General features: G+C 75.0%; 17 protein-coding genes. 14 read left to right on the forward strand and 3 right to left on the reverse strand.

What is annotated here, in order from left to right; translation table 11 throughout:
- Window positions 1–46 precede the first annotated feature (46 nt).
- The 4 genes from ABEA04_RS17795 to ABEA04_RS17810 are packed head-to-tail and all read left to right on the forward strand — an operon-like array spanning window position 47 to window position 7,782.
- Window positions 47–1,018 (forward strand): helix-turn-helix transcriptional regulator, encoded by a 972-nt coding sequence (locus ABEA04_RS17795; protein WP_345461720.1) that lies wholly within the window; start codon window positions 47–49, stop codon window positions 1,016–1,018.
- Window positions 1,019–1,061: 43 nt separating this feature from the next.
- Window positions 1,062–2,168: a phenylalanine--tRNA ligase subunit alpha gene (gene pheS / locus ABEA04_RS17800; protein WP_345461723.1), complete on the forward strand. Its 1,107-nt coding sequence runs from the start codon at window positions 1,062–1,064 to the stop codon at window positions 2,166–2,168.
- 4 nt (window positions 2,169–2,172) lie between these two features.
- Window positions 2,173–4,641, forward strand: a complete 2,469-nt coding sequence (gene pheT / locus ABEA04_RS17805; RefSeq protein WP_345461726.1) for a phenylalanine--tRNA ligase subunit beta — start codon at window positions 2,173–2,175, stop codon at window positions 4,639–4,641.
- 27 nt (window positions 4,642–4,668) lie between these two features.
- Window positions 4,669–7,782 (forward strand): ATP-binding protein, encoded by a 3,114-nt coding sequence (locus ABEA04_RS17810; RefSeq protein WP_345461729.1) that lies wholly within the window; start codon window positions 4,669–4,671, stop codon window positions 7,780–7,782.
- A 19-nt stretch (window positions 7,783–7,801) separates the two neighbouring features.
- Here the strand turns inward: ABEA04_RS17810 and ABEA04_RS17815 are convergent, their stop codons facing one another.
- The 3 genes from ABEA04_RS17815 to ABEA04_RS17825 form a co-directional block, all read right to left on the reverse strand.
- Entirely contained in the window at window positions 7,802–8,632 is an 831-nt protein-coding gene (locus tag ABEA04_RS17815; RefSeq protein WP_345461732.1) for an ABC transporter permease, read from the reverse strand.
- Window positions 8,632–9,678, reverse strand: coding sequence for an ATP-binding cassette domain-containing protein (locus tag ABEA04_RS17820; RefSeq protein WP_345461735.1), 1,047 nt, complete (start codon window positions 9,676–9,678; stop codon window positions 8,632–8,634). The genes ABEA04_RS17815 and ABEA04_RS17820 overlap by 1 nt, the downstream gene beginning before the upstream one ends.
- A gap of 314 nt (window positions 9,679–9,992) precedes the next feature.
- On the reverse strand, window positions 9,993–10,802 hold the full coding sequence (locus tag ABEA04_RS17825) for a maleylpyruvate isomerase N-terminal domain-containing protein (protein ID WP_345461737.1): 810 nt from the start codon (window positions 10,800–10,802) through the stop codon (window positions 9,993–9,995).
- A 90-nt stretch (window positions 10,803–10,892) separates the two neighbouring features.
- Between ABEA04_RS17825 and argC the strand changes: the two genes are divergently transcribed.
- The 10 genes from argC to ABEA04_RS17875 all read left to right on the forward strand — a co-directional run bounded on the left by argC (window position 10,893) and on the right by ABEA04_RS17875 (window position 20,798).
- Window positions 10,893–11,939 carry an N-acetyl-gamma-glutamyl-phosphate reductase gene (gene argC, locus ABEA04_RS17830; RefSeq protein ID WP_345461739.1) on the forward strand — a complete coding sequence of 349 codons (1,047 nt, stop codon included), beginning with the start codon at window positions 10,893–10,895 and terminating at the stop codon, window positions 11,937–11,939.
- A complete protein-coding gene (argJ, locus tag ABEA04_RS17835) occupies window positions 11,936–13,087 on the forward strand; it encodes a bifunctional glutamate N-acetyltransferase/amino-acid acetyltransferase ArgJ (protein ID WP_345461741.1) in 1,152 nt (383 codons plus the stop codon). Before argC ends, argJ begins: the two co-directional genes overlap by 4 nt.
- Before the next feature lie 16 nt (window positions 13,088–13,103).
- Window positions 13,104–14,042 carry an acetylglutamate kinase gene (argB, locus tag ABEA04_RS17840; RefSeq protein WP_345461744.1) on the forward strand — a complete coding sequence of 313 codons (939 nt, stop codon included), beginning with the start codon at window positions 13,104–13,106 and terminating at the stop codon, window positions 14,040–14,042.
- Window positions 14,035–15,234 carry an acetylornithine transaminase gene (locus ABEA04_RS17845; protein WP_345461747.1) on the forward strand — a complete coding sequence of 400 codons (1,200 nt, stop codon included), beginning with the start codon at window positions 14,035–14,037 and terminating at the stop codon, window positions 15,232–15,234. The genes argB and ABEA04_RS17845 overlap by 8 nt, the downstream gene beginning before the upstream one ends.
- The gene (gene argF, locus ABEA04_RS17850; protein WP_345461750.1) at window positions 15,231–16,214 is read left to right on the forward strand and encodes an ornithine carbamoyltransferase; all 984 of its coding nucleotides are present in this window, start codon (window positions 15,231–15,233) and stop codon (window positions 16,212–16,214) included. The genes ABEA04_RS17845 and argF overlap by 4 nt, the downstream gene beginning before the upstream one ends.
- Complete coding sequence (locus tag ABEA04_RS17855) at window positions 16,211–16,753, forward strand: arginine repressor (protein WP_345461753.1); 543 nt, start codon at window positions 16,211–16,213, stop codon at window positions 16,751–16,753. Before argF ends, ABEA04_RS17855 begins: the two co-directional genes overlap by 4 nt.
- 14 nt (window positions 16,754–16,767) lie before the next feature.
- A complete protein-coding gene (gene argG / locus ABEA04_RS17860) occupies window positions 16,768–18,201 on the forward strand; it encodes an argininosuccinate synthase (RefSeq protein ID WP_345461756.1) in 1,434 nt (477 codons plus the stop codon).
- Between the two features lie 116 nt (window positions 18,202–18,317).
- A complete protein-coding gene (locus ABEA04_RS17865) occupies window positions 18,318–18,809 on the forward strand; it encodes an NUDIX hydrolase (protein WP_345461759.1) in 492 nt (163 codons plus the stop codon).
- Window positions 18,806–20,218: an argininosuccinate lyase gene (gene argH / locus ABEA04_RS17870; protein ID WP_345461762.1), complete on the forward strand. Its 1,413-nt coding sequence runs from the start codon at window positions 18,806–18,808 to the stop codon at window positions 20,216–20,218. Before ABEA04_RS17865 ends, argH begins: the two co-directional genes overlap by 4 nt.
- Entirely contained in the window at window positions 20,202–20,798 is a 597-nt protein-coding gene (locus ABEA04_RS17875; RefSeq protein WP_345461766.1) for a DNA-3-methyladenine glycosylase, read from the forward strand. The genes argH and ABEA04_RS17875 overlap by 17 nt, the downstream gene beginning before the upstream one ends.
- Window positions 20,799–21,086: the final 288 nt, after the last annotated feature.

The following is a 21,086-nucleotide window of genomic DNA, read 5'->3' on the forward strand; positions in this document are numbered from 1 at the left end:
CTGAACCAGACAGCCACTGTCAGGTTTCGGTGCGAGACTCCACGACGTGCGCGCCGACCGCCTTCTCCGCCTCATGCACCTGCTGCAGCGCCACGGCACCACGCCCGCGGCGCGGCTGGCCGAGCTGCTCGAGGTGAGCGAGCGCACCGTGCTGCGCGACGTCGAGGCGCTCTCGGCGGCCGGCGTCCCGGTCTTCGCCCAGCGCGGGCGCGGCGGCGGGTGCGGGCTGGTCGAGGGCTACCGCACCGACGTCAGCGGGCTGACGGTCGGCGAGGCGCAGGCGCTGTTCCTGTGGGGCACCCGCGACACCACGGCCGAGCTGGGGCTCGGGCCCGAGCTCGGCAACGCGCTGGCCAAGCTGGCCGCCACGGCCCCCACCGACGCGATGCAGCAGGCCGACGCGCTCGCCTCCGTGCTCGTCGTCGACCGCCGGCGCTGGTTCGCCGCCGCCGAGGAGGTGCCGGTGCTGCCGGTGCTGCGCGACGCCGCCACCCGCGCCCGCCGGGTGCGGCTGCGCTACGCCGCGAGTGACGGGCAGCCGCCCGCCGTCCGCACCGTCGACCCCTACGGCCTGGTCGAGAACGCCGGCCGGTGGTACCTGCTCGCCGCCCACCGGGGGCAGCGGCGCACCTACCGCGTCTCCCGCGTGCTCGAGGCCACGGTGCTCGACGAGCCGGCGCGTCGTCCGGCCGACCTCGACCTCGCGCACGAGTGGGAGCAGTCGCGCCGGGCCCTCGAGGTGGGCGACGCGGTCACCCTCGAGGTGGCCGTCGACGCCGCCCAGGTCGAGCTGTTCCACCGGCTCGCCTCCTTCCAGGTCGTGGCCGGGACGACGCCCGAGCGGCTCCCCGAGGTCGCGGGCGACCCGCGGCCTCGGGTCCGCCTCACGATGCGGGCCCGCCGGCAGGCCGTCGGGCTGCTGCTGACCTTCGGCGGCGAGGCCGAGCTGCTTGCGCCGGCCGACCTGCGCGACGAGCTGGTCGCCCGCGCCGGGGCGGCGCTCGCCGTCCACGCGTGAACCGGTTCGCGGGCGAGGCACCGCCGTTCCTAGACTCGCGGGCATGAGCGGCCCCAACACCGACTACGACCCCGTGGAGGTGAGCACGCTGCAGCCCGAGCAGGTCGAGGCGGCCCGCGAGGCCGCGCTCGCCGCGATCGCCGCCGCCGGCGACCTCGACGAGCTCAAGAGCGCGCGTCTCGAGCACGCGGGCGACCGCTCGCCGCTGGCCCTGGCCAACCGCGAGATCGGGGCGCTGCCGCCCCAGGCGCGCAAGGAGGCCGGCCAGCGGGTCGGCCAGGCGCGCGGCGCGGTCGGCCAGGCGCTGGCGAGGCGGCAGGCCGAGCTCGAGGCCGAGCACGAGGAGCGGATGCTCGCCGACGAGACCGTCGACGTCACGCTGCCCACCGACCGGCAGCCGACCGGGGCCCGCCACCCGATCACCACCGGCTCCGAGCTGATCGCCGACATCTTCGTCGCGATGGGCTGGGAGGTCGCCGAGGGTCCGGTCGTCGAGGCCGAGTGGCTCAACTTCGACGCCCTCAACCTTGGGCCCGACCACCCGGCCCGCACCATGCAGGACACCTTCTGGACCGACCCCGGCGACGACCACCTCGTGCTGCGCACCCACACCTCGCCGGTGCAGGCCCGCACGATGCTCGACCGCGAGCCGCCGATCTACGTCGTGTGCCCCGGCCGCGTCTTCCGCACCGACGAGTACGACGCCACCCACAGCCCGGTCTTCCACCAGGTCGAGGGCCTCGCCGTCGACGAGGGCATCACGATGGCCCACCTGAAGGGCACGCTCGACCACTTCGCCACCGCCATGTTCGGCGAGGGCATCACGACGCGCTTCCGGCCGTCGTACTTCCCCTTCACCGAGCCCAGCGCCGAGGTCGACCTGGTCTGCTTCGTGTGCCGGGGCGCGACGACGGTCGACGGCCAGACCTGCCGCACCTGCAAGGGCGAGGGCTGGATCGAGTGGGGCGGCTGCGGCGTCGTCAACCCGCGCGTGCTGCGCGCTTGCGGCGTCGACACCGACCGCTACACCGGCTTCGCCTTCGGCATGGGCATCGACCGCACCCTGATGTTCCGCCAGGGCATCACCGACATGCGCGACCTCTTCGAGGGCGACGTCCGCTTCACCACGACCTTCGGAAACGAGCTCTGAACCGATGAAGGCCCCCGTCTCGTGGATCCGCGAGCACGTCGACCTGCCCGACGACGTCACCACCGAGCTGCTCGCCGCGCGCCTGACCGCACTCGGTCTCAAGCTCGAGGCGATCGAGCGGCCCGGCGACGCCATCACCGGCCCGCTCGTGGTCGGCCGCGTGCTCAGCCGTGAGCCCGAGCCGCAGAAGAACGGCAAGACCATCAACTGGTGCCAGGTCGACGTCGGCGACGCCAACGGCACCGGTGAGCCGCAGGGCATCGTGTGCGGCGCGCACAACTTCGACGCCGGCGACCTCGTGGTCGTCGTCCTGCCCGGCGGCGTGCTGCCCGGCGACTTCGCCATCAGCGCCCGCAAGACCTACGGCCACGTCTCCGCCGGCATGATCTGCTCGGCCCGCGAGCTCGGCCTCGGCGACGACCACGACGGCATCATCGTGCTCCCCGCCGACGCGGGCGAGCCCGGCGACGACGCCTTCGACGTCCTCGGCCTGCACGACGACGTCATCGAGCTCGAGATCAACCCCGACCGCGCCTACGCCCTGAGCCTGCGCGGCCTGGCCCGCGACGCCGCGCTCGGCTTCGGCGTCCCGTTCACCGACCCCGCCCAGCGCGACGTCCCCGCCGCGAACGACGAGGGGCACCCGGTGCACCTCGACGACCCCGAGGGCTGCCCGCTGTTCGTGGCGCGGCTCGTCGAGGGCTTCGACCCGACCGCACCCACGCCCGACTGGATGGCGCACCGGCTCGTGCAGTGCGGCATGCGGCCGATCTCGCTGGCCGTCGACGTGACCAACTACGTGATGCTCGAGCTCGGCCGGCCGATCCACGGCTACGACGCCGACACGCTCACCGGCGCCGTCCGGGTGCGGCGCGCGCACCCCGGCGAGCGGCTGACCACCCTCGACGGCACCGACCGCGCGCTCGACCCCGCCGACCTCGTCGTCACCGACGACTCCGGCGTCATCGGCCTCGGCGGCGTCATGGGCGGCGAGGCCACCGAGATCTCCGGCACCACCACGCGCGTGCTCGTCGAGGCCGCGCACTGGGACGCCGTCTCGATGTTCCGCACCGGACGCCGTCAGCGCATCACGTCCGAGGCCGGCAAGCGCAACGAGCGCGGCGTCGACCCCGCCATCACCGAGGCGGCCGCCGACCGCGTGGTCGAGCTGCTCGTCGCGCACGGCGGCGGCACCGCCGCGCCCGGCGTCACCGTGGCCGGCAGCGTGCCGACGCCCGACGCGATCGACATGCCCGACGACCTGCCGGGCCGCATCGCCGGCCTCGACATCCCCGCCGAGGTGGCCCGCGAGAGCCTGCTCGCCGTGGGCTGCACCGCCACCCCGGCCGGCTGGCTGCCGCCGCCGTGGCGCCCCGACCTCGTCGACCCCCACGACCTCGTCGAGGAGGTCGTGCGGGTCGTGGGCTACGACCGCGTGCCCTCGGTGCTGCCCACCCCGGGTGCGGGCCGAGGCCTGACCCGCAGCCAGCGGCTGCGCCGCCGGGTCGGCCGCACCCTGGCCGGCGCCGGGTGCGTCGAGGTCATCAGCTTCCCGTTCGTCGGCGAGACCGCCCTCGACCAGCTCGGCCTGCCCGCCGACGACGAGCGCCGCCGCACCGTGCGGCTCGCGAACCCGCTGTCGACCGAGGAGCCTTCCTACACGACCACCCTGCTGCCCGGCCTGCTGCGCGCCGCCGCGCGCAACCTCGGCCGCGGCGCCCCCGGTGTCGCGCTCTTCGAGACCGGCACGGTGGCCTTCCCCTCCGACCGGGGACCGGCACCGGTCTACGGGGTCGACTGGCGGCCCTCCGAGGCCGAGCTCGCCAAGCTCTTCGACGCCCTGCCGCGCCAGCCGCTCCACCTTGCGGTCGTGCTGGCCGGCGAGCGCGAGCGCGCCGGCTGGTGGGGCCCAGCCCGCGACGCGGGCTGGGCCGACGCCATCGAGGTCGTGCGGCGACTGGCCGCCGAGCTGGGCGTGCCCGTCGACGTCGAGGCCGCCGTCCGCGCGCCGTGGCACCCCGGCCGCTGCGCCGCCGTCAGGGCCGGCGACGCCGTCCTCGGTCACGCCGGCGAGCTGCACCCCCGTGTCTGCCAGGCCCTCGGCCTGCCGGCCCGCAGCGCCGCCGTCGAGCTCGACCTCGACCGGCTGCTCGCGCTGGCCCCCGAGGTCGTCACCGCGCCCGAGCTGTCGAGCCTGCCGGTGGCCAAGGAGGACGTCGCCCTGCTCGTCGCCGACGACGTCACCGTCGCCGAGGTCGAGGACGCCCTGCGCGAGGGCGCCGGGCCGCTGCTCGAGTCGATCCGGCTCTTCGACGTCTACACCGGCGAGCAGGTCGGCGCCGGACGACGCTCGCTCGCGTTCGCGCTGCGGTTCCGCGCCCCCGACCGCACCCTGACCGAGGCCGAGACCGGCGCCGCCCGCGACGCCGCCGTGGCGCTCGCGGCCGAGCGCTGTGGTGCCGTCCAGCGCTGAGCTGGTCCGCCGCCCCGGGAGCGGGGCGTGACCACACTGCGGGTGCTCGACGGCGTCGCCCTCGACGGGACGCCGGTCACGGGCGAGCGCAGCCAGGCCCTCCTCGCCGCGCTCGCCGCCGCGCACGGCCGCGCCGTGGGGGAGGGCGACCTCGTCGAGGCGGTGTGGGGTCCGGCCGACCGGCCGGCCAACGCCGCGAAGGCGCTGCAGGTGGTGGTCTCGCGCACCCGGCGCCAGACCGGCGCCGAGGTGGTCGTGCGGGTCGACGGGGGCTACCGGCTCGGCGACGAGGTCGACGACGACGCCACGGCCCAGGCGGGTGCGCTGCGCGAGGCCGTGCGGGCCGAGGCGCGCGGCGACGCCGTCGCCGCCCGTGACGCCGCCCGTGACGCCCTCGTCCACCCGGTCGCCACGGCGGCCGGTGTCGAGGCGCTCGACGCGCTGCGCGACGACGCCCGCCGCGTCGCCGACCTCGCGCGGGCCGTGCTCGGACGGGCGCTCGCCGCGCTGGGCGACCACGCGGAGGCGCTGCCACTGCTGCAGGCGGTGCCCGACCCCGACGAGACCACGACGGTGGCCCTGCTGCGCGCCGAGGCGGCGGTGCACGGCGTCCCGGCGGCGCTGGCCGCCTACGAGCACCACCGGGCCCGCCTGGCCGACGACCTGGGGGTCGACCCCGGGCCGGCGCTGCAGGCGCTGCACGCCCAGCTGCTGGCGGCCGACAACCCGGTGCGCACCGGCGTCCGCTTCGACGCCACCTCGCTGGTCGGCCGCGACGACGACGTCCGGGCCCTGCGGGCGCTGGTGCGCGAGGCCCGCGTGGTCTCGATCCTCGGCCCCGGCGGCCTGGGCAAGACCCGCCTGGCCAACCTGCTGGCCCGCGAGGCCGAGCAGCCGGTGGTGCACCTCGTCGAGCTGGTCGGCGTCACCTCGCCCGACGACGTGGTGGGCGAGGTCGGCTCCACGCTGGGCGTGCGCGACTCGGTCACCGGACGCCGTGTGCTCACCGCCGAGCAGCGCGCCGACGTGCGCGGTCGCATCGCCCAGCAGCTGGCCCAGGCGCCCACGCTGCTGGTGCTCGACAACTGCGAGCACGTCGTCGAGGCGGTCGCCGACCTCGTCGCCTTCCTGGTCGCGACCACGAGCGACCTGCGCGTCGTCACCACCACGCGGGCGCCGCTCGCCATCGCCGCCGAGCGGGTCTTCGCGCTGCCGCAGCTGAGCGCCGAGGCGGCCACCGAGCTGTTCCGCCAGCGGGCCGAGGCGGCGCGCCCCGGCGTCCGGCTCGACGACGTGGTGGTCGACCGGGTGGTCGCCCGCCTCGACGGCCTGCCGCTGGCGCTCGAGCTGGCGGCCGCCAAGGTGCGGGCGATGTCGGTGGCCGACATCGACCGCCGCCTCGACGACCGGTTCGCCCTGCTGCGCGGGCACGACCGCGGCGCCCCCGACCGCCACCAGACGCTGCTCGCCGTCATCGACTGGTCGTGGAACCTGCTCGACGAGCGCGACCGCCGCGCCCTGCGGCGGCTCTCGCTGTTCGCCGACGGGTTCGGCCTCGACGGCGCCGAGGCGCTGTGCGGCCCGGCCGCCCTCCCGGCCCTCGAGTCGCTCGCGGGCCAGTCGCTCGTCACGGTCAGCGACACCGCCGACGGCGGCCTGCGCTACCGCATGCTCGAGACGGTGCGCGAGTTCGGCCGGCTGCGGCTGGCCGAGGCCGGCGACGAGGACGACGCCCGCGCGGCCCGGCGGGCGTGGGGCGTCACCGTGGCCCACGAGGCGCTCGACGGCCTCGACGGCGCCGGGCAGGTCGACGCCGTCCGCGCGGTCGCCCGCGAGGAGGTCAACCTCACCGACGTGCTGCGCGAGACGCTCGCCGAGCCCGACCCGGAGTCGGTCGTCGTGCTCATCGCCGCGCTCGGTGGCACCTGGACCATCCGCGGCGAGCACGTGCGCGTCATCGCGCTGCTCGACGCGCTCGACCAGGCGCTCACCGGCTGGGAGCCGCCCGACCGCCTCGTCGACGTCACCGCCCGCGCCACCGCCGTCGCGGTCATGAACACCACCATCGTGGAGCTCGACGTGCCCCCGCGCAGCCGTGAGCTGTTCGGGCTCTGCGCGCCGCGATCGAGCCACCCCGGCAGCCGCGCGATGGCGCGGCTGGTGGCCACGATGGAGGGCGACGGCGACCTCGAGGCGTTCGTCGACGACCCCGACCGCCACGTCGCCTCGCTCGCGCTGCAGTGGGCCAGCCACGCCCGGGAGAACGTCGGCGACGCGGACGGCGCCATCGAGGCCTCCACCCGGGCGCTCGCGCTGTGGCGGCCCGACGACGGCGTCTGGCTCCGCTCGCTGCACCACACCCAGCTCGCCGGGCTCTACTCGCAACGGGGCGAGCTGGCCCGGGCCGTCGAGCACGCGGCCGCCGGGCTGGCCGGGCTCGACGCGCTCGAGGCGGCCGACGACGCCGTCCAGCTGCGCGCCGTCCTCGCCTGCGCCGCCATCGAGCGCGGTGACCTGCCGGCCGCCCGCGACACCATCGCCGCGCTCGACGCCGCGCCGGCCACCGGACTGTTCGGCGGGGCCGTGGTGATCGCCTCGGTGCACGCCGAGCTGGCGCTGGCCGAGGGCGACGTCGAGCGGGGCCTGCGGCTGTACCGCGACGCGCTGGCCCCCGCCCGCTCGATGCGCTTCCCGGGCTCGACGGCCGACGACGACTACCAGCCCTACCTGCTCTTCGCCGAGGGCGGCGTGCTCGCCGCGCACGCCCGCCACGCCCGGGCGGCCGGACCCGAGGCCGTCGCGTTCGCCTCGCGGCTGCACCGGGTCGTGGTCGCCAAGCTGCCCGGGCTGCTCAGCCACGAGCACCACCGCCCCGACTACCCGCTCGACGGCTGCACGCTGTTCGCGGCGGGCGCGTGGTGGCTGCTGGCCGAGCACGACGTCGAGCGTGGGGTCGCGCTCCTCGCCCTCGCGCACCGCTTCGGCTACAGCCGGTACGCGCCGTCGATGTCGTGGACGCGGGTGCTCGCCGACGCCGAGACGATCGCCCCCGGTGCCCTCGAGGCCGCCGTGGCGGCCTACGGCACGCGCCGCGGCCCCGACGTCCTGGACGACGCCCGGGCCGTCGTCGCGCGGCTGTGACCCGGCCCGCGAGCCGGGCTCACATGCGGCGGCCGTAGCTGCGCACGGCGAGCGGCGCGAAGACCGCCACCACCACGGCGCACCCGAGCAGCGCCCAAGCCACCTCACCGGTGACCGCGCCCCGGTTGGCCAGGTCGCGGACGGCCGAGATGACGTGCGAGACCGGGTTCACGTCGGCGAAGGCGCGCAGCCAACCTGGCATGGTGTCGGTCGGCACGAAGGCGTTCGACAGGAACGTCAGCGGGAACATCACCATGAGCGAGATGCCCTGCACGCCCTGGGCGCTGCGGCCCACCGTGCCGAACCACGCGAAGATCCACGCCAGCGACCACCCCGCCAGCACGGCGAGGACGACGGCGCCGGCCACGCCGAGCACGCCGCCGCCGGGACGGTAGCCGAGCGCGACGCCGGTGGCGAAGGTGAGCACCGAGGCGGTCAGGTAGCGCAGCATGTCGGCGAGCATCGGGCCGGCCAGCGGCGCGATGCGGGCGATGGGCAGCGACTTGAAGCGGTCGAAGACGCCCTTGTCCATGTCCTCCCGCAGCTGGACGCCGGTGGCCACGCAGGCGGTGAGCACGGTCTGGCCGACCAGACCGGGGATGATGATCGGCAGGTAGCTCTCGACGTCGCCGGAGATGGCGCCGCCGAAGATCCCGGCGAACATGGCCGTGAACAGCAGCGGCTGGATCGTCACGTCGAAGAGCTGCTCGAAGTTGCGCTGCATCTTCTTCACCGCGCGCCAGGCGAGGGTGACGGTCTGGCTCACCGTCTCGCCGAACGTGACGCGGGGCGAGAGCGTGCGCTGCCCGACGTCGACCGGGTGGGATGCGGGGGCGATCAGGGTGGTCATCAGGAGGCCTCCGGGAGGTGGGTTCCGGTCGTGGTGTCGGTGCCGGTGCCGGTGCCGGTGCCGGTGTCGGTGCCGTGGCCGGTCAGGGCGAGGAAGACCTCGTCGAGCGTGGGCTTGGCGACGTTGACCGAGGCGATCGACAGCCCGGCCTCGCGCAGCGCGATGAGGACGTCGCCGGCCCGGTCGGCGTCGGTGAGCGGCACGTTGAGCCCGCCCGACTCGGGCGTGAGCACCGGCTCGTCGCCGAGCACGCGCCGGACGACGTCCGCGGCCTCGGCGGTGCGCTCGCGATCGGTGAGCCGCAGCTGCAGCGTCGAGGAGCCGACCGACGACTTGAGCTCGTCGGGCGTGCCCTCGGCGACGGTGCGGCCGCGGTCGATGACCGCGATCCGGTCGGCGAGCTGGTCGGCCTCGTCGAGGTACTGCGTGGTGAGCAGCACCGTGCAGCCGTCGGCGACCAGGCTGCGGATGGTGTCCCACATCTGCCCGCGGGTGCGCGGGTCGAGCCCCGTGGTGGGCTCGTCGAGGAAGATCAGCGGCGGGCGGGTGATGAGGCTGGCGGCGAGGTCGAGGCGCCGCCGCATGCCGCCGGAGAACTGGGCGATCGGCTTGTCGGCCGCCTCCTGCAGCCCGAAGCCGCCGAGCAGGTCGTCGGCCGTCGCCCGGGCCCGTCGCGACGGCAGGCCCTGCAGGCGGCCGAAGAGCCAGAGGTTCTCGCGGGCGGTGAGGTTCTCGTCGACCGAGGCGTACTGCCCGGTGACGCCCACGAGCTGCCGCACCTCGTGGCCGCGGGTCGCGACGTCGACGCCGAAGATGCGGGCCGAGCCGCCGTCGATGGGCAGCAGGGTCGCGAGCATCCGCAGCATCGTGGTCTTGCCGGCGCCGTTGGGCCCCAGGACGCCGAACACCTCGCCGCGCCGCACCTCGAGGTCGATGCCGTCGACGGCGCGCTGCGCGCCGAAGGTCTTCACCAGGCCGACCGCCGAGACGGCCGGGTCGGGGGAGTCGGGGGAGTCGGGGGAGCCGGGGGAGTGCTGTGTCGTCATGCCACGAACGCTCCCGCGCCCCGGTTTCACCCCGGCTTCACGCCACCTTCACGCCAGCCCCCGACCCCGCCGCCCGGACCCTGAGCCTGTCGAAGGGGCCCCGCCGCACGGACCCTGAGCCTGTCGAAGGGGCCCCGCCGCACGGACCCTGAGCCTGTCGAAGGGACCCGCCGCACGGACCCTGAGCCTGTCGAAGGGCCGCCGACGATGGTCGAGATGCGAGGAGCCCTGGCGACGAGCCTCGAGACCGCCGGCCCGGCGCACCCGGGCCACCCCCACGGACCCTGAGCCTGTCGAAGGGCCCCGCCCCACGCTCAGTCGATCGGCGGGGTCACCGCGGCCATGAACCCCTCGAGCGCCGCCTGGTCACCGGTCGCCTCGATCCCCTCGCGCCCCCGCCGCTTCCACAGCCAGGCGTCCACGTCCGCGGCCGTGCCCGAGACCACGGCGTCCGCCTCGACACCGGGGTCCTCGACCAGCAGCACGTGCGGCCCGTCGTGGGTCTTGCCGCTCTCGGGGTCGGTGCCGAGGAACGTGCAGGGCCGCGCCCACAGCGCGACGCCGACGTCGGTCAGGTCGACGCGCACGACGTGCTCGCCGCCCTCGATGCGCCCCCACGCGGGCGCGTCGCCGCCGTACATCAGGTCGATGGCCTCGGCGACGCCGTCGGTGGCGAGCTCGGCGTCGAGCGGCTCCGGCTCGACCCCGGCGGTCTGCTCGGCGTCGAGCCGGTGGATCAGCACCTCGTGCGCCTGGCGGCGGTAGGAGGCGAGCACCGTCTGCTCCGGGCCCCAGTGCCAGGCGGCCTCGGCCGGGTCGGCCGCGGCCAGCGCGTCGACCAGCCCCGCCGAGCACGCGTCGAACTGGGCGAGCAACGCCTCGTGGCCCGAGGCCCGTGCGGGACGGCGCGCCTCCAGCTCGTCGTCGGGCCCGGCCGGCCGGTGCCGGACGACGTCGCTCCAGAACCACTGCACCTCGGCGAGGTGCCAGAGCAGGTCGTCGGCGTCCCAGTCGGGGCAGGCAGGCACCCGGGCGGCCGGGTCGCAGCCGGCGAGCACGTCACGGAAGCGAGCGGAGTCGCGGCGGAGGTGGTGGAGGTAGCGGTCGGGGTCGAGGCGCGTCACGCTGTGAACCTAGGGCGGCCCACCGACACCGTGCACCCGCTTTCGGCCCCCCGATCGCGTGACTATGCATCGAACTGTATAGTCATGCACATGACGTTCACGGTCGCCGTCGCCGGCGCCAGCGGCTACGCCGGCGGCGAGGTGCTGCGCCTCCTGCTCGCCCATCCCGAGGCCCGCATCGGGGCGCTCACCGCCGGCTCCAACGCGGGGGAGCGGCTGGGCGCGCTGCAGCCCCACCTGACCCCGCTGGCCGACCGCGTCCTCGAGCCCACGACCCCCGAGGTGCTCGCCGGCCACGACGTCGTCGTCCTCGCGCTGCCGCACGGGCAGTCGGCCGAGATCGCGCGGGCCGTCGGCGACGACGCGGTGGTCGTCGACTGCGGCGCCGACTTCCGGCTCACCGACGCCGAGACGTGGTCTCGGTTCTACGGCGGCGAGCACGCCGGCGCCTGGCCCTACGGGCTGCCCGAGCTGCTGCTGCCCGACGGCGGCCGGCAGCGCGACCGCCTGCGCGGCACCCGGCGGGTCGCCGTGCCGGGCTGCTACCCGACGGTCTCCTCCCTCGCCCTGGCGCCCGCCCTCGAGGCCGGGCTCGTCGTGCCCGACGTGGTCGTGGTGGCGGCGTCCGGCACCAGCGGGGCGGGCAAGGCGGCCAAGCCCCACCTGCTCGGCAGCGAGGTGATGGGCAACGCCTCGGCGTACGGCGTGGGCGGCACCCACCGGCACACGCCCGAGATCACCCAGAACCTCGCGCCGCTCGCCGGCGACGCGCCGACGACGGTCAGCTTCACGCCCGTGCTGGTGCCGATGGCCCGCGGCATTCTCGCCACCTGCTCGGCGCCGCTGCGCGACGGCGTGGGCGCGGACGACGCGCGCGCCGCCTACGCCAAGGCCTACGCCGACGAGCCGTTCGTCACCGTGCTGCCCGAGGGGCAGTGGCCCCAGACCCAGTCGGTGCTGGGCGCCAACGTCGTCCAGCTGCAGGTCGCCGTCGACGACGCCGCCCGCCGCCTCGTCGTGGTCGGCGCGGTCGACAACCTCGCCAAGGGCACGGGCGGCGCCGCCGTCCAGTGCCTCAACCTCGCGCTCGGTCTCGACGAGACCCTCGGCCTCACGACCGTGGGGCTCGCACCATGAGCACCACGGCCCCGCACGGCTTCCGCGCGGCCGGCGTCGCCGCCGGCCTGAAGTCCACCGGCGCCCTCGACGTCGCCGTCGTGGTCAACGACGGCCCCAGGTTCGACTCGGCCAGCGTGTTCACGGCCAACCGCTGCAAGGCCAACCCGGTGCTGTGGAGCCAGGAGGTCGTCAAGGACGGCACCGTCCGCGCCGTGTTCCTCAACTCCGGCGGCGCCAACTGCTACACCGGCCCGGAGGGCTTCCAGACCACCCACGCCGTCGCCGAGGCCGTGGCCGGCCACGTCGGGTGCGGCGCCGTCGACGTCGTCGTCTGCTCCACCGGCCTGATCGGTCTCACCAACCCGCGCGACCAGGTGCTCGCGGGCGCCACCGCGGCCTGCGAGGCACTCGCCACCGACGGCGGCCAGCAGGCGGCCGAGGCGATCATGACCACCGACAGCCTCAGCAAGACCGTCGTCGTCGAGGGCGCCGGCTGGAGCATCGGTGGCATGGCCAAGGGCGCCGGCATGCTCGCGCCGCAGCTGGCCACGATGCTCGTCGTCCTCACCACGGACGCCGTGGTCCCCGCGGCCGACCTCGACGCCGCGCTGCGTGCCGCCACCCGCGTCAGCTTCGACCGGCTCGACTCCGACGGCTGCATGTCGACCAACGACACCGTCACCGTCCTGGCGAGCGGCGCCAGCGGCATCACGCCGAGCCTCGACGACTTCACGGCGGCGCTCACCCAGGCCTGCACCGACCTGGCCATGCAGCTGCTGCGCGACGCCGAGGGCGCCGAGCACGACATCGCCGTCACGGTGCTCGGCGCGGCGTCCGAGGACGACGCCGTCGAGGTCGGCCGCAGCATCGCGCGCAGCAACCTGTTCAAGGCCGCGGTCTTCGGGCGCGACCCCAACTGGGGCCGGGTGCTGGCCTCCGTCGGCACCACCGCGGCGGCCTTCGACCCCGCCGACCTCGACGTCGCGATGAACGGCGTCTGGGTCTGCCGCGGCTCCGCGCCGTCCGCCGACCCCGCGGGCGTCGACCTGACCGGACGTGAGGTCACCGTCACCGTCGACCTGAAGTCGGGCGCCGAGCGGGCCACGGTCTGGACCAACGACCTCACGCACGCCTACGTGCACGAGAACAGTGCCTACTCCAGCTGAGACCGGGAGCAGACCGATGAGCATCCCCACCACCCACCACGAGCCCGGCAAGCCCGACCCCGCCAAGGCCCGCACCCTGGCCGGGGCGCTGCCGTGGCTCAAGCGCTACCACGGCACCGTCGTGGTGGTGAAGTACGGCGGCAACGCGATGATCGACGACGACCTCAAGCGCGCCTTCGCCGAGGACGTCGTCTTCCTCCGTCTCGCCGGGTTCAAGCCGGTCGTCGTCCACGGCGGCGGGCCGCAGATCTCCGCGATGCTCGACCAGCTCGGCATCGAGTCGGAGTTCCGCGGCGGCCTGCGCGTCACCACGCCCGAGGCGATGGAGGTCGTGCGCATGGTGCTGGTGGGCAAGGTGCAGCGCGAGCTCGTCGGCCTGGTCAACGACCACGGGCCGTACGCCGTCGGGCTCTCCGGCGAGGACGCCGGCCTGTTCACCGCCACCCGCACCAACACCGTCGTCGACGGCGAGGAGGTCGACCTCGGCCAGGTCGGCGAGGTCACCCGCGTGCGGCCCGAGGCGGTGCTCGACCTCATCGAGGCCGGGCGCATCCCGGTCGTCTCCAGCGTCGCCCCCGACGCCGACGGCCTCATCCACAACGTCAACGCCGACTCCGCCGCGGCCGCGCTCGCCGTCGCCCTCGGAGCCGAGAAGCTGCTCGTGCTCACCGACGTCGAGGGCCTCTACCTCGACTGGCCGAGCTCGGAGGACGTCATCGGCGAGATCAGTCCCGAGGCGCTCGAGGAGATCCTCCCGACGCTGGCCAGCGGGATGGTGCCGAAGATGACCGCCTGCCTGCAGGCGGTGCGGGGCGGCGTCCCGCGCGCCACGGTCGTCGACGGCCGCGAGCCGCACGCCGTGCTGCTCGAGCTGTTCACCCAGGAGGGCGTCGGCACGCAGGTGCTGCCCGGCGTCGAGACCAAGACGCGGAAGGCGAGGGACGGCGGTGAGTGACGCCACGTCGCACACGGGCGACTACCAGGAGCGGTACGCCGCGTCGCTGATGAACACCTTCGGGCCGCCGAAGCTGGTGCTGGCCCGCGGCGAGGGCGCCCACGTCTGGGACGTCGACGGGCGCGAGTACGTCGACCTGCTCGGCGGCATCGCCGTCAACGCGCTCGGCCACGCCCACCCCGCCCTGGTGCGGGCCGTCTCCGACCAGCTCGCCACGCTCGGCCACGTCTCCAACTTCTTCGCCACCGAGCCGCAGGTGACGCTGGCCGAGCGGCTGCTCGGCCTGCTCGGCCACGGCGACGGCAGGGTCTTCCTCACCAACTCCGGCACCGAGGCGGTCGAGGCGGGCTTCAAGCTCACCCGGCGCACCGGTCGCACCCACGTCGTCGTCGCCGAGGGCGGCTTCCACGGCCGCACGATGGGCGCGCTCGCCCTCACCTCCAAGGCCGCCTACCGCGAGCCGTTCGAGCCGCTGCCCGGCGAGGTCACCTTCGTGCCCTACGGCGACGCCGAGGCGCTGGCCGCCGCCGTCACCGACCGCACCGCCGCCGTGCTGCTCGAGCCGATCCAGGGCGAGGCCGGGGTCGTCGTCCCGCCGCCCGACTACCTGCCGGCCGCCCGCCGCGTGGCCGACGAGCACGGCGCGCTGCTGTGGCTCGACGAGGTGCAGACCGGGGTCGGTCGCACCGGTCTCTGGTTCGAGCACCTGCGCTCGGGCGTGCGCCCCGACGTCGTCACGCTGGCCAAGGGCCTCGGTGGCGGGTTCCCGATCGGCGCCTGCATCGGCCTCGGCGCCGCCGGCGGGCTACTGCAGCCCGGCAACCACGGCTCCACCTTCGGCGGCAACCCGGTCGCCAGCGCGGCCGCGCTCGCCGTGCTCGACACCGTCGAGGCCGAGGGCCTGCTCGACGCCGCCCTCAAGCGCGGCGAGCAGCTGCGCACCGGGCTCGAGGGCCAGGACGGCGTCGACCGCACCACCGGCGAGGGCCTCCTCGTCGGCGTCCAGCTGCTCGACGACCTCGCCCCCGAGGTCGTCGCCGCCGCCCAGGAGGCCGGCTTCATCGTCAACGCCACCGGCCCGAGCCGACTGCGGCTCGCCCCGCCGCTGGTGCTCACCGAGGCCGACGCCGACGCGTTCGTCGCCGCCTGGCCCGGCGTCCACGGCAGCGCCCGGCAGGGGAGAACCCCGTGACCCGCCACTTCCTGCGCGACGACGACCTCACCCCCGCCGAGCAGGCGCGGCTGCTCGACCTCGCCGCCGACCTCAAGGCCATGCCGTTCGCCCGCCGTCCGCTCGCGGGGCCCCGGTCGGTCGCGATGGTCTTCGACAAGCCGACGCTGCGCACCCAGGTCTCCTTCAGCGCGGGCATCGCCGAGCTCGGTGGCTTCCCGATGCTGGTCGAGGGCCGGCTGGCCGGCATCGGCGTGCGCGAGTCGGTCGAGGACGTCGCCCGCGTGCTCGGCCGTCAGGTCGCAGCTGTCGTGTGGCGCACGTTCCTGCAGTCCGACCTCGAGACGATGGCCGCCCACGCCGGCGTCCCGGTCGTCAACGCGCTCACCGACGACTTCCACCCCTGCCAGCTCGTCGCCGACCTGCTCACCGTGCGCGAGCGGCTCGGCGGGCTGGCGGGCGTCACGGTGGCCTTCGTGGGCGACGCGGCGTGCAACATGGGCAGCTCGTGGCTGCTCGCCGGCACCACGGCCGGCATGCACGTGCGGGTCTCGGGTCCATCGGGCTACCTCCCGTCCGCCGAGCCTGGCGGCATCCTGCAGCGGGCCACCGACATCGCCGCCGGCACCGGCGGCTCCGTCTCCGTCGTCGCCGACCCCGTCGACGCTGTCAGCGGCGCCGACGTCGTGGTCACCGACACCTGGATCTCGATGGGCAAGGAGCAGGAGGAGGCCGAGCGGGTCACCGCCCTGACCCCGTGGTCGCTGACCAGTGAGCTGCTCGCCACCGCCCGGCGCGACGCCGTCGTCCTGCACTGCCTGCCGGCCTACCGCGGTCTCGAGATCGCCGCCGAGGTGCTCGAGGGTCCGCAGAGCGCGGTGTGGGACGAGGCCGAGAACCGGCGTCACGCCCAGAAGGCGGTGCTGGCGCACCTGCTCGACTCCGCGCCCCGGGCCGAGGCCCCGGCCGTGCCCCGGTCCACCGTCTCGGAGCCGGCATGACCGTCGCCGCCACCAAGACCGCCCGGCACCGACGCATCGTCGAGCTCGTCAGCCACCACGAGGTGCACTCCCAGGCCGAGCTCGCCGAGCTGCTCGCCCGCGAGGGCGTCAGCGTCACCCAGGCCACGCTCTCGCGCGACCTCGTCGAGCTCGACGCCCTCAAGGTCCGCGCCGCCGGGGGAGCGCTCGTCTACGCGGTGCCGGGGGAGGGGGGCGACCGCCGCGTCGCGGCCCCCGCCGAGAGCGCGGCCGGCACCCAGCGGCTCGCCCGGCTGTGCGGCGAGCTGCTCGTCACGGCCGAGTCCAGCGCCAACCTCGTCGTCCTGCGCACCCCGCCCGGCGCCGCCCAGTTCCTCGCCTCGGCCTTCGACCGCGCCGAGCTGGACGACGTCCTCGGCACCATCGCCGGCGACGACACCGTCCTCGTCATCACCCGGGGCGCCGACGGCGGCGAGGCCTTCGCCACCCGCGTCCTCGCCCTCGCCCAGAACTCGGCCGAACCGGTCACCGAACCGGCCCACGACTCAGTCACCGCATAGGAGCCCGCAGTCCCATGAGCAAGGTCCTCACCAGCCTCCCCGTCGGCGAGCGCGTCGGCATCGCCTTCTCCGGCGGCCTCGACACCTCCGTCGCCGTCGCCTGGATGCGCGAGAAGGGCGCGGTGCCGTGCACCTACACCGCCGACATCGGTCAGTACGACGAGCCCGACATCGCCGGCGTCCCCGACCGCGCGCTGGCCTACGGCGCCGAGATCGCCCGCCACGTCGACTGCAAGACCCCGCTCGTCGAGGAGGGTCTCGCCGCGATGGCGTGCGGCGCCTTCCACATCCGCTCGGGCGGCCGCACCTACTTCAACACCACGCCGCTCGGCCGCGCCGTCACCGGCACCCTGCTGGTGCGGGCGATGCACGAGGACGGCGTCGACATCTGGGGCGACGGGTCGACCTTCAAGGGCAACGACATCGAGCGCTTCTACCGCTACGGACTGCTCGCCAACCCCGAGCTGCGCATCTACAAGCCGTGGCTGGACGCCGACTTCGTCACCGAGCTGGGCGGCCGCGCCGAGATGAGCCAGTGGCTCACCGAGCACGACCTGCCCTACCGCGACAGCAAGGAGAAGGCCTACTCCACCGACGCCAACATCTGGGGCGCCACCCACGAAGCCAAGACGCTGGAGCACCTCGACGTCTCGCTCGAGACCGTCGAGCCGATCATGGGCGTGCGGTTCTGGGACCCCTCGGTGGCCATCGACACCGAGGACGTCACGATCGCCTTCGAGGCCGGCCGGCCCGTCGCGATCGACGGCGAGCGGTTCGACGACGCGGTCGAGCTGGTGCACCGGGCCAACGCCATCGGCGGCCGCCACGGCCTCGGCATGAGCGACCAGATCGAGAACCGCATCATCGAGGCGAAGTCGCGCGGCATCTACGAGGCGCCGGGCATGGCGCTGCTGTGGGCGGCCTACGAGCGGCTCCTGAACGCCGTCCACAACGAGGACACCATCGCGCTCTACCACACCGAGGGACGACGCCTCGGCCGGCTGCTCTACGAGGGCCGGTGGCTCGACCCGCAGGCGCTGATGCTGCGCGAGTCCATCCAGCGCTGGATCGCCTCGCTCGTCACCGGCGAGGTCACCCTGAGGCTGCGCCGGGGCGAGGACTACACCGTGCTGCGCACCGACGGCCCGGCGTTCTCCTACCACCCCGACAAGCTGTCGATGGAGCGCACCGAGGGTGCCGCGTTCGGCCCCACCGACCGCATCGGCCAGCTCACCATGCGCAACCTCGACATCGCCGACTCCCGCGCCAAGCTCGAGCTGTACGCCGCGCAGCCGATCGAGCAGGGCCAGGTGCTCGTCGAGCACGGCACCCTGTACGGCGAGCTCGAGGCCGGCGGCGCCGACCGCATCGCCCGCAACCCCGCGGCCGCGGGCGACACCAGCGACGAGGCCCTCGACCACGCCGCCATGGAAGTCGGAACGGACTGACGGCCCCTGACCCCGCCGAAGGCCCGCGCCCCACGGACCCTGAGCCTGTCGAAGGCCCGCGCCCCACGGACCCTGAGCCTGTCGAAGGGCCCCGACCCGGCCACACGGAAGGACCCATGACCGCACCACCCCCGGTCCGCCGGGTCACCGCCCGCGTGCTCCCGGTCGCGCCCGACGGCGCCGTGCTGCTCCTGCACGAGCTCGACCCCGCGCGCCCCGAGCGCCCCTACTGGTCGAGCGTCGGCGGGTCGGTCGACGCCGGCGAGGCGCTGGCCGACGCCGCCGTGCGCGAGCTGTTCGAGGAGACCGGCGTCCGCACGACGCCCGGCGCACTGGTCGGACCGGTCCTCGTCCACCGCAACGCCTACACCTGGGACGGCGTCCGCTACGTCGGCGAGCACGCGTACTTCGCGCTGGCGCTGCCGCGCGCCACCGTCGTCCGGTTCGACCACCTCGAGCCCGAGGAGGTCGACACCGTGCTCGACGCTGCCTGGCTCACACCGGACGACGTCACCGCCCGCGAGCACGAGCCGCCCGACCTGCCTGACATCATGCGAGCCGCGGTCGCGGTCGTCGCCCAGCCCGACGAGTCCCGAGGAGGGGCATGAGCACCAACGAGGGCGCCCTGTGGGGCGGCCGGTTCGCCAGCGGTCCGTCGCCCGAGCTGCAGGCGCTCTCGCGCTCGACCCACTTCGACTGGCGTCTGGCGCCGTACGATCTCGCGGGCTCGCACGCGCACGCCCGCGCCCTCGGCCGCGCCGGCTACCTGACCGAGGCCGACGAGGCCGAGATCCACCGCGGCCTCGACGTGCTGGGCGCCCGCTTCGCCGACGGCTCGCTGCGACCCGACCCCGGTGACGAGGACGTCCACGGCGCACTCGAGCGCCTGCTGCTCGACGAGGTCGGACCCGAGGTCGGCGGGCGGCTGCGCGCCGGCCGCAGCCGCAACGACCAGATCGCCACCCTGCTGCGGTTGTTCCTGCGCGACCACGCACGGGTCGTCGCGGGCCTGTGCCTCGACCTCGTCGACGTCCTGGCCGGCCAGGCCGCCGCGCACCCGGACGCCGTGATGCCCGGCCGCACCCACCTGCAGCACGCCCAGCCGGTGCTGCTGGCCCACCACCTGCTGGCGCACGCCTGGCCGCTGCTGCGCGACGTCGACCGCCTGCTCGACTGGGACGCCCGCGTCGCCGGCGACTCGCCCTACGGCTCCGGCGCCCTCGCCGGCCAGACCCTCGGCCTCGACCCGGTCGCCGTCGCCGCCGACCTCGGCTTCACCGGCTCGAGCGCCAACTCCATCGACGGGACGGCGGCCCGCGACTTCGCCGCCGAGCTCGCCTTCGTCCTCGCCCAGGTCGGCGTCGACGTCAGCCGGCTGGCCGAGGAGGTCATCCTCTGGTCGACCGCGGAGTTCGGCTTCGCGCGCCTCCACGACTCCTGGTCGACCGGGTCGAGCATCATGCCGCAGAAGAAGAACCCCGACATCGCCGAGCTGGCCCGCGGCAAGGCCGGCCGGCTGGTCGGCAACCTGACGGGGCTGCTCACCTCCCTCAAGGCGCTGCCGCTGGCCTACAACCGCGACCTGCAGGAGGACAAGGAGCCGCTGTTCGACTCCGTCGACACCCTCGAGGTGCTGCTGCCGGCGTTCGCCGGCATGGTCGCGACGCTCACCTTCGACACCGAGCGGATGGCGGCGCTCGCCCCGCAGGGCTTCTCCCTGGCCACCGACGTGGCCGAGTGGCTGGTGCGCGAGGGCGTCCCGTTCCGGGTGGCCCACGAGCTGGCCGGGGCCTGCGTGCGCCGCTGCGAAGAGCTGGGCATCGGCCTGGAGGACCTCACCGACGGCCAGCTCGCCGAGATCTCGCCGCACCTCACGCCCGCCGTCCACGACGTGCTCACCGTGCCCGGCTCGGTCGCGGCCCGCACCGGACGGGGCGGCACCGCGCCCGTCCGGGTCACGGAGCAGCTCGACGAGGCGCGGGCTCGCGCCGAGGCGCTGCGTGGGCGACTGGCCTGAGCTGCGCGGCGCCGCCGAGGACGTCGCACCCCGGCTGCTCGGCGCCATCGTGCGTCGCGGCTCCGTGGCCGTGCGGCTCACCGAGGTCGAGGCGTACGCCGGCGAGCACGACCCGGGCTCGCACGCCTACCGCGGGCGCACCCGTCGCACCGCGGTGATGTTCGGACCGGCGGGCCGGCTGTACTGCTACTTCAGCTACGGCATGCACGTCTGCGCCAACGTCGTGGTGGGGGAGGAGGGCACCGCCGCGGCCGTGCTGCTGCGCGCGGGGGAGGTCGTCGAGGGCCTGGACGTCGCCCGCGAGCGCCGCCCGGGCGTGAGCGACCGCGACCTGGCGCGTGGCCCCGCGCGACTGTGCCGCACGCTCGGGATCGCGCTGGCCGACGACGGCTGCGACCTGGCCCGTGGGCCGGTCCGGCTCGAGCTCGCTGCCACGCCGCCGGACCCCGCGGACGTCGCGTCCGGACCCCGCGTCGGGCTGCGCCTGGCGCCGGACCGGCCCTGGCGGTTCTGGCTCGCCGGCGACCGCTCGGTCTCGCCGTACCGCCGCCATCCGCGGGCGGATGCGACCTCGATTTGAACCGATCGAGGACGTGTCCTAGTGTTCTTCTCGCAGACGCAGTCTGAGCGCCACTACTCAGTGGATCGAGTCGCTCCGCTCTGGAGTTGACTCCCCTGAGGTGCCGCAGGTAGCGTTTCGCAGGTTGCCCCGAGGCAAGGTCGAGAGACTGAGGCTCGAGCGCGTCTGATGTTTGAGAACTCAACAGTGTGTTTGTCGATGGTTTTTTGTTTGTGGGCCTGTCGACTCTGATGATCGGTTCGTCTGCCTTGTTTGGTGGGGGTTCTGGTTGGATGGGTTTGTTGGGTT

Source organism: Nocardioides marinquilinus, from assembly GCF_039543705.1.
Lineage (GTDB): Bacteria > Actinomycetota > Actinomycetes > Propionibacteriales > Nocardioidaceae > Nocardioides > Nocardioides marinquilinus.